The sequence below is a fragment of the Cyanobacteria bacterium GSL.Bin1 genome (assembly GCA_009909085.1).
GTDB lineage: Bacteria > Cyanobacteriota > Cyanobacteriia > Cyanobacteriales > Rubidibacteraceae > Halothece.
Genome location: JAAANX010000120.1, coordinates 1 through 8,582, shown reverse-complemented (window position 1 = coordinate 8,582; position 8,582 = coordinate 1). Strand labels below are relative to the sequence as shown.

Annotated in this window: 8 protein-coding genes and 1 pseudogene; 4 read left to right on the top strand and 5 right to left on the bottom strand. The window is 40.9% G+C overall.

All coding sequences use genetic code 11. The features are described from left to right. The 3 genes and pseudogenes from GVY04_15720 to GVY04_15710 form a co-directional block, all read left to right on the top strand. Window positions 1-489: pyridine nucleotide-disulfide oxidoreductase (locus GVY04_15720; GenBank protein NBD17524.1), on the top strand; the 489-nt coding region annotated here is incomplete at its 5' end. Window positions 490-722: 233 nt separating this feature from the next. Further along, window positions 723-1,298 carry a hypothetical protein gene (locus tag GVY04_15715; protein NBD17523.1) on the top strand — a complete coding sequence of 192 codons (576 nt, stop codon included), beginning with the start codon at window positions 723-725 and terminating at the stop codon, window positions 1,296-1,298. A 125-nt stretch (window positions 1,299-1,423) separates the two neighbouring features. After that, a pseudogene (locus GVY04_15710) lies at window positions 1,424-2,124 on the top strand (response regulator). Between the two features lie 18 nt (window positions 2,125-2,142). Here the strand turns inward: GVY04_15710 and GVY04_15705 are convergent. Both GVY04_15705 and GVY04_15700 read right to left on the bottom strand, forming a co-directional pair. Then, window positions 2,143-3,798, bottom strand: coding sequence for an alpha-glucosidase (locus GVY04_15705; GenBank protein NBD17522.1), 1,656 nt, complete (start codon window positions 3,796-3,798; stop codon window positions 2,143-2,145). A gap of 151 nt (window positions 3,799-3,949) precedes the next feature. Continuing rightward, window positions 3,950-4,858, bottom strand: coding sequence for a TSUP family transporter (locus GVY04_15700; protein NBD17521.1), 909 nt, complete (start codon window positions 4,856-4,858; stop codon window positions 3,950-3,952). 174 nt (window positions 4,859-5,032) lie between these two features. On the opposite strand from GVY04_15700, the gene GVY04_15695 reads away from it, so the two are divergent. Continuing rightward, entirely contained in the window at window positions 5,033-5,578 is a 546-nt protein-coding gene (locus tag GVY04_15695; GenBank protein NBD17520.1) for a peroxidase, read from the top strand. 25 nt (window positions 5,579-5,603) lie between these two features. Here the strand turns inward: GVY04_15695 and GVY04_15690 are convergent, their stop codons facing one another. The 3 genes from GVY04_15690 to GVY04_15680 all read right to left on the bottom strand — a co-directional run bounded on the left by GVY04_15690 (window position 5,604) and on the right by GVY04_15680 (window position 8,522). After that, entirely contained in the window at window positions 5,604-6,629 is a 1,026-nt protein-coding gene (locus GVY04_15690) for a DUF3179 domain-containing protein (GenBank protein NBD17519.1), read from the bottom strand. A gap of 160 nt (window positions 6,630-6,789) precedes the next feature. Then, on the bottom strand, window positions 6,790-7,968 hold the full coding sequence (locus GVY04_15685; protein NBD17518.1) for a PAS domain S-box protein: 1,179 nt from the start codon (window positions 7,966-7,968) through the stop codon (window positions 6,790-6,792). Window positions 7,969-8,162: 194 nt separating this feature from the next. Further along, window positions 8,163-8,522, bottom strand: a complete 360-nt coding sequence (locus tag GVY04_15680) for a hypothetical protein (GenBank protein ID NBD17517.1) — start codon at window positions 8,520-8,522, stop codon at window positions 8,163-8,165. Between the last annotated feature and the right edge of the window lie 60 nt (window positions 8,523-8,582).

The following is an 8,582-nucleotide window of genomic DNA, read 5'->3' as shown; positions in this document are numbered from 1 at the left end:
GGCTACGAAGCGGGAGTTGTTATTCAAAATGCCTTATTTTTCCCCTCTGCTAAAGCTGACTATCGGGTGATTCCTTGGGCAACCTTTACTGAACCGGAATTAGCCCGAGTCGGCTTAAGCGAAAAACAAGCCAAAGAACGATATGGCAATGAGTTTGAAGTCCTCAAACAAGAGTTTGCCGATGTGGATCGCGCTCAAGCCGAAGGTGCAACTGAGGGCTTTGCAAAAATTATTACGACTCCCAAAGGACAAATTTTAGGAGCGCATATTGTGGGACCCTCTGCGGGAGAAATCATCCATGAAATCATTTTAGCGATGAAGAATCAGTTACCGGTTTCGGCATTAACTGGGATGATTCATATTTATCCCACGCTTTCGGAAGTGAATAGTAAGGCTGCCCTGCAACTGAAAAAACGCAATTATGCGAAAAATGAGTTGTTACAAAACACGCTACAGAGACTGTTTGGTTTCTTACGTTCTATTGCCTAATTTATAAGATAGCGTCGCGTATGGCAGCGATTGTTATTGCGAATGAACCACTTGGGGGATCGTTAGAGGAAAGAGTTCCGAAAATCTCTTTCCCCACTTCTTTGTTTTCTATCTTCTCTTGATTGTCCTCTGATAAATTTATCTTACATTTAGACCGCGTTCAGGATTTTCTCAGATAACCATGGGATTCTAAAAATGAAGTGATCAAGTTAAGTATTAACTTCTAAGTAACCATGACTAACTCCCCAAATTTTATGAAAAAATCCTTGCTGGCGCTAATGGCAACTGCGAGTCTTGGCGGATTCACTTTCGGGTTTGCCCCACAAGCCCAAAGCGCCTTCTCCAACAATAACGATTCTGAACTTGCCCAAAGTGAAAATACCCTGATTGCTGCCGCATCGACACAATTACAGGCGATGTTACCCGATGGAACTCCACAAGGCTTTACGGAACAACAATGGAAAAATGCCCAAGCCAATATTACAGTTACCGACGTTAGCGATGAAGCCTATACTGTCAAAGTAGAAGCCAGCGGTTTAGTTCCCAATGGACTCTATACCCTATGGTATATTAACGATCAATTGGTCGGAAAAGAAATGGGACCAGCAGGTGGGGTTCCCGATAATGAATTTAGAGCCGACGATGAAGGCAATGCGACCACCAGCATTACCGTTCCTGCAAATAGTGATTATGACATGATGGGCATCGCTTACCATGCCGACAATCAAACTCATGGCGACAAACCCGGAAAAATGGGAGAAGTCACATTTACTCACTTAATGGGTCAATTTGTGAAACCTAGTAATTAATCGGATTCTTGATTCTTATGGCATCCCCAAAGTTTGGGGATCGCCTTTTTATGTCTTCTGTTGTACCAAAGGAATCAGGGCTTAATCAATCGAATTAACAGAGTACTGCTTGCTTTTAACTAAACATGACATCCCAAATTTTAATTGTTGAAGATGAAACCAAACTTGCCCAATTTATTGAGTTGGAACTGAAATCGGAAGGGTATCAGGTCAAAATGGTAACCAATCGGTTTGACGGATTAAGCCAAGCCAGAGAATTGATACCCGACTTGCTAATCCTAGACTGGATGTTGCCTGGTATTTCTGGATTAGAAATTTGTCAGCAATTGCGCCAAACGGGAAGTACAGTTCCTATCATTATCTTAACGGCAAAAGATGAAACCAGCGATCGCGTGGCAGGATTAGATGCGGGTGCAGACGATTATGTGGTTAAACCGTTTAGTGTTGAAGAGTTATTAGCTCGAATTCGTGTCCATTTACGCCGTACTCAAGATGAAGCAACCGACACTCTCCAATTTGGCGATTTAGTTCTCAATAGTAGCACTTGGGAAGTTTATCGGGGCGTAGAGCGAAAGCTCGTGCCGTAAGGCATCGCGCGATCGAATTAACGGCTAAAGAATTTGAACTGTTGCGTTATTTCCTGAACCATCCTCGCCAAGTCTTAACCCGTGACCAAATTTTAGACCGTATTTGGGGCTATGATTTTATGGGGGATTCCAATATTATTGAAGTTTACATTCGCTATTTAAGATTAAAACTGGAAGCAGAAGGAGAATCCCGTTTAATTCAAACCGTGCGCGGTGTCGGCTATGTTTTACGGGAATGATTCTCTAATCATCGATCCTTATTGCTGTTTATGTAGCCGAAAAATAGAGATTTCAAATGGTTGCAGCAACTGAGGTAAGGGAATGATCTCGCCTAAGGTTAAATGGGTAGATAATAAGACTTGCCAAAATTGATTGGGGATGGCGCGATCGCGCTCAAAATTCTTTTCGTAAGAGAAATTAATAACCACCAATACAGTTTCGGCTTCTGTTTCTCGTAAATAAGCCAGATGTTCATAGGGATAATGAATCAGAGGTCGCCAACTCCCTTTTCTTAACGCTTCACTTTCTTTACGAAGCTGAAGCAACGCTCGATAAAAATTTAAGATGGAATCCTTGTCTGATAACTGCGTCTCAACATTAACGGTTTGATAGTTATCATGTACCGGCAACCAAGGCGTAACATTGTTACCGAAACTAAATCCAGCCTGGGCAGAATGATCCCATTGCATGGGGGTGCGGGTGCCATCTCGCGAGGGTAAACACGCTTCATCTAAACATTTGATGGTAGCTTGATCTTGTGCCTGTTCAGGGGAAATATTTTCATGGTTAACCATGCCTAATTCTTCCCCATAATACAAAATAGGTGTCCCGCGAATGGTTAGTAAAATGGTGGCTGAGGCTTTCGCGATCGCGACGGTATCCAGACATAAACTACATTCCGCCCAGCGAGAAAGATGTCTGGGCAAATCATGGTTATTGAGAAAATAAACGGGCCAATCCCCTTCCGGCGTTAAATATTCTTTTTTCTCAATTTCTCGTTGAATATAACCGGGATACCAAGGGCTTAAAGGAAACTCAAAGGTTAACGGTAAATGGAGTTCATCATGATTCACGCCATGAAAAATCAGCGAATCATACAGACGGTTATCAATAAAGGTTTCGCCAATTAAAAGCCGTTCATCATATTCGTCAATAATGCTTCTAATTTCTCGAATAATTTCATGATTTTCCGGCAAGTTTTTGTCATAAATATGGTATTGTTCATCATATCTTTTGCCACTGGTTTCAAATTTAGCGGGATTATTCCGAAAGGATTTATCTTGACTATAAACACTAGAAGCATCAAGACGAAATCCATCCACACCTAAATCCAACCAATAGCGAATGACACGATAAATGGCAACTCTGACTTCTGGATTATGCCAATTTAAATCCGGTTGATTGGCATTAAAAGCATGATAATAGTATTGTTGCCGGTTTGGGTCATAAGTCCAAGCACTTCCCCCAAAATAAGACAGCCAATTATTGGGAACACCGCCATCGGGGGCTGGGTCATGCCATAAATACCAATCACTTTTGGGATTAGAACGGCGCGATCGCGATTCTAAAAACCAAGGATGTTGATTCGAGGTATGATTAATCACTAAATCAAGAATAATTTTAATTCCTCTTTGATGGGCTTTTTCTAATAAGAGCTTGAAATCATCAAGGGTGCCAAATGTATCACAAATATCATAATAATTACTAACATCATAACCATTATCAAACATAGGCGATTGATTAATGGGAGATAACCAAATGGCATCAATGGCTAAACAGGTTGCTAGATAATCCAGACGTTGAATAATTCCTTGTAAATCCCCAACGCCATCCCCATTACCATCAGCAAAACTCAGGGGATAAATTTGATAAATACAACTCTCTTTCCACCATTCTGATTCTCTAGTAAACATAACTAACCTGAATTAAATTTTGATCCCTAAAATCAAACGTCATTACTTAACCAAATGCGAGTCAAACTCGTCAACATTTATTGATTTCAATCTCAGAATCTAATTCTAGAAAAGTAGTTGCGAAAACAATTCTAGAATCTTTGGCATTTAATTATATTGAACCTACTGAGACATTCATCATTAAACTCATCATCGCTTCACGATTGCGAAGAATCAGTTCACCAAAGATGAGAATTCCAACTAAAATAAAAAGCACTCCCATGCTGCGCTCTAATACATTTTGGGAAAGGCGATTAGCCAATATTGAACCGAATTGTGCGCCAATTAAAACTCCAGGTGCGGTAAAAATAACCAGACTTAAAACCGTATCTAATGTTTCTCCTCCCGCTTGGGCAAATTGAACCACGTGACCAATAGAAGCAATGAGAGCGGTAATGGCAACAATAAAAACGCTCGTGGCAACAGCAACTTTACTGGGAACGCGACACCGTTGAATCAGAAAAAAACCATTCATTTCCCCTAAACCCGTGGAAACCATACCGATAAATAATCCACCAATTGTTGTTAGTAATCGCCCTTCCGTTCGGTTGCTAATGCGATAGCAAAAGGTTTCTCCAGTATTTGCTGTGAGGCAAGTTTGTGGCGTTTCGCTTTCAAATTCCGTATTCTTTTGATCGAGAAGTTCAATGGTTTCTTCTTCCGGCGATTGGAGAAAACTGGTTGCAATGACAAACAAACCCACACTTAAAATTGCTTTGAGAATATCAGAGGGGATAAAACCAGCAATCCAGGTTCCAAACAAAGCACTGGGAATACTGACCATTAACAACATTCTTCCCAAATTATAATCAATTAATCCTTTTTTAATATAGGCAAATAAACCACTGCTAAACCCAAAGACTTCAGTGATTAATCCGGTGCCAATCGCGACTTCGGTTGGTAGTTTTAAGCCAAGAATAAATAAGGGGGTAAAAAAGGTTGCGCCTTCCACACCAGAAGCCATGGCAATGGTGGCAATAACAATCGAAATCGGAAACGTGTACCAATATTCAAAACTCATATTTCAACTCAATTATTTTAGTTTTGCTTGACAGTTATCAACTCTAGCGAGTCAGCCTTAATGATTCCTGAGAAACATCAAAATGAGTTAGAATTCAGTTTCAATTCAGCAAATCCTAATCTTTGAATTTTAGTCTAATTAAGAGAAGAAAATATGAAAATACGCTAATAACCAATGACCTTTTTACCTTCATATCCCAATGCTAGTTTAATGGAAATCTTCCAAACTTATCCAGAATTATCACAACATATCCATCAATTTGCCCAAGTTTTAATGCGCGAGAAATCTCCTTTTACCTCTGCTCAACGGGAATTAATGGCTGCTTTTGTTTCTGCTCTGAACGGATGTGAATATTGTCAGGACTCTCACACGGGGGTAGCGACTCAGTTAGGGCAACCCGAAGGGTTAGTAGAAGAACTGGTTAATGATATTGAAACGGCAAGTATTGAGGCAAATCTGAAACCCGTTTTCTATTACATTAAAAACCTAACCATAGCTCCTAATGAAGTCACGCAAACTGATGTTGATGCCATTCTCTCTATGGGATGGGATGAAACAGCAGTGGTTCATGCCAATTTAGTTTGTGCTTTCTTTAATTTAATGAATCGCTGGGTGGAAGGCTTAGGCATTGATAGTAATCCGCGAGCTGTGCGTCAAGCCTCTCATCACCTCTCTCGTTATGGTTATCAGGGGATTGTGGATCTGGTTGCTAAACACTAGCAAATATTGCCAAGATGCACTGGCATTATTCACTTTCCCCAAAAAAGGCAGGATACACAAAAGCAAAGGCAGTGGAACTCGGAATGCGGGTTCCATCCATTTCTTCAACAATGACGGTTTCTAATTCTTCATCCCAACGCGCTTTCACTTGGCGCCCATTAAATGGAACCGTTTTCTCTCTGATTTCCTTCATTTCTTGGTGAGAAAACTGTTGGCTTGCCCCTCCAAATTGACCTTTCGGCGTTTGATTACTGCTCTCCCAAATGTAGCTCACAATCGCTTTCGGGTGTAAGTCTCGCTGATCCTGATTGCGAACCGAAAAAATAAGCCGGTCGTCAGTGTAATAACTCCCGTAGGGATATTGTTGATAGTTGCGATTGTAACCCGTATCGGTAGAAAGGATTTTACTTTTCGGATGTTGTTCTAACCAGTCTCCTAATGTGGTTTTCACTGCGGGAATGCGCTCTAAACTTTGATTAACTCTTGGACCAACGATGCCTAATGTCCACGGTTGCGCATAGAGTGTATCATCAGCGCGATCATACATCACTAAACAACTTTGATACAATTTTCCTGAAACCCCAAATGTGGTGTTCCCCCGGGTAAAAGTCGCGATTGTATCGCATAAGGGACAGTAGGTGACACTGACATTAATCCCACCGATGGTATCATTGACAATTTCGTGCCAATTCATAATTTTATAGGGATAGGCTTTCGCTTCACCATTGATCACAACCCCAATGACCGTTTCGTCTTCTGGAAAAGGGGTGGTGCTGGCTGTATCAAATTGGGGGTTATCTATACTAGGAATCCCGTCTTTGGGGGGACCACCATTGAATAAATGATCCAGGTCAATGCGAGCGGTATCTTGGGGTTTGTTGGCCTGCTTTCTGATATCGTCTAATTCTTTGCTTTGATCATAAAACACTGAGGTGAGGTGAAAGTATTGCAGCTTAAAGTTATCCCATCCTCCGGCTTGAACCACCATTCCTCCTAGTGTCAAAGTAAAGAGAGAAACACTACCGAGAGCAATTTTTGTAATCAGCTTCATTGTGATAATCGTTATTGAATACCCATTTAGTTATGAGAGTAATTGTCTTTAATGAATAGTCAATTAATCGGAGATGAAAGGAAGATGAGAAGTTTTATTACTGAATATTTTTGAAAGAGCGTTTAAATGGTTTTAAATTTCTTCTAGTGGAACGATTCAGTCAAGAGGCTAAGGGCAAATCAAGGGTAACCGTGGTTCCTTCACTCTCATTAGAGGCGATTGTCAAGTTACCTTGATGAGACTCGATAATACGTTTAACAATCGGTAATCCTAAGCCCGTTCCTGAAGATTTTGTGGTAAAGAAAGGTTTTGTTAGTTTCGGTAAAATCTCTGGTGGAATCGGCGAACCATTGTTATGCACTTGCACTTTAATTTTCTCTTGTTCCCGCCCTATTTTCCAGGTAATTGGCTCTTTGGTATCAGTTGCTTCACAAGCATTAGTAATTAAATTAATGAAGACTTGTTTGAGCTTAGATTGATCCCCTAACACCTTGACAGGTTCTACCGTAGTGTTCAATTGGATCTCATGTTTTACCGAGAATTGGTTATAGATGATTTCTAAAACATCTTGGGCTAACTGAGTCAAATTAATGATTTCTTTTTCAACCAGTTGGGGTTTCGTATATAAACGAATTTCTTCTAAAAGAGACTGTAAACGTTGGGCTTCTTCGGACGCTAATTCTAAACGAGCCTGATCTCGTGGAGGCAATTCAATTTTTTGTAGGGCTTCTAAGCCCATCAAAACGGTCGTTAAGGGATTGCGAATTTCGTGGACAATCATACTGGTCAATTCTCCCAATTCTGCGAGGGCCTCTGTTGCTTCTGTCGCCTCTTTTTGAGCTTTTAGTCGTTCCGAAATATCCCGCACGAGGGCAATAATACAAGGGCGATTCTTAAAATTAACGACGGTTGCAGAAATTTCCGACGGGCGTTTTTCTCCAGACTTGGTTAAACAACTCAATTCATTCGTCCAGCCTTGACCAACGGTGATAATATTACGGGTAAACGCCATAAATTGGGGCATTTCTTCTGGGTGAATCCTAGAAACCGAAACTGAGTTAAGTAATTCATCACGGGAATACCCTAATAGTTTTTCGGCTTGGGGATTCGCTTCTAAAATTTGATCAGCACTGGGATCGATAACTAAAATTGCATCGTTGGACGCATTGAAAATTTTGCGAAAGGGTTGGTCATTGGCTGTTGGTTTAGTTTCTAGTTGCCCTTGAGATTCTATTTGCTGTCTTAGTTGTTGATTTTCTTGTTCTAATTCGGTAATCCGTTGTTGGAGTTGGTTTTCGCGAGAGGAGATATTTTTAGCGGATTGGAGGAAGGAAGACATAAGCTAGGGATTGGTTTTCACTCTAACCTCTAGTGTAGAATCCTCAATCGTAAAGCGTTGGAATCGACAACTAAGGTCAAGTCGAAGAGAATATTCCATAAAAAAATCCCACAACAACAAGTGTGCGGGATGTTCAAGAACTATTTTCAATCAGTTTTTCAACTGGTCAATCAGGCTAAAATTAGGAAACTGTGTTAATCATTCAAACCATTACTATCGCGATCGCGCAGGTCTTGCAATTGATACTTGACCGCATTGACATAGCCTACATCATCTAGCGCGTCTGGAGAGAGTCGTCCTTGATCAATCGCTGTTTGCACCAAATCTTCCGCTTCGATTTGACCGCTTTGATAAGCCGTCGCTAAGCCGTTAAAACCGGGGACTCCTTGTTCGGAAAAATGACCACTGTAGGCGCGATGGACTAAATTAAACGGTTTAATATCTCGATTGACCGAAGCATTTGCCGAATTAACAGCGACTTCTCCGGCTAAGGCAGCAGTAGAAGTTGTTGCTAAGAAAATTGTAAATACAGTACCTGTTAAAAAGCGTTTCATTATCTTTCCCTCCAATGCAATTGTTGGCTTTTTCGGGAGGGAAGAGAGAGGGATCAAGGA

Coding starts and splice junctions, on each gene's coding strand:
- GVY04_15680 (NBD17517.1), bottom strand. CDS start 8,522: ATGAAACGCTTTTTAACAGGTACTGTATTTACAATTTTCTTAGCAACA.
- GVY04_15690 (NBD17519.1), bottom strand. CDS start 6,629: ATGAAGCTGATTACAAAAATTGCTCTCGGTAGTGTTTCTCTCTTTACT.
- GVY04_15705 (NBD17522.1), bottom strand. CDS start 3,798: ATGTTTACTAGAGAATCAGAATGGTGGAAAGAGAGTTGTATTTATCAA.
- GVY04_15700 (NBD17521.1), bottom strand. CDS start 4,858: ATGAGTTTTGAATATTGGTACACGTTTCCGATTTCGATTGTTATTGCC.
- GVY04_15685 (NBD17518.1), bottom strand. CDS start 7,968: ATGTCTTCCTTCCTCCAATCCGCTAAAAATATCTCCTCTCGCGAAAAC.
- GVY04_15715 (NBD17523.1), top strand. CDS start 723: ATGACTAACTCCCCAAATTTTATGAAAAAATCCTTGCTGGCGCTAATG.
- GVY04_15695 (NBD17520.1), top strand. CDS start 5,033: ATGACCTTTTTACCTTCATATCCCAATGCTAGTTTAATGGAAATCTTC.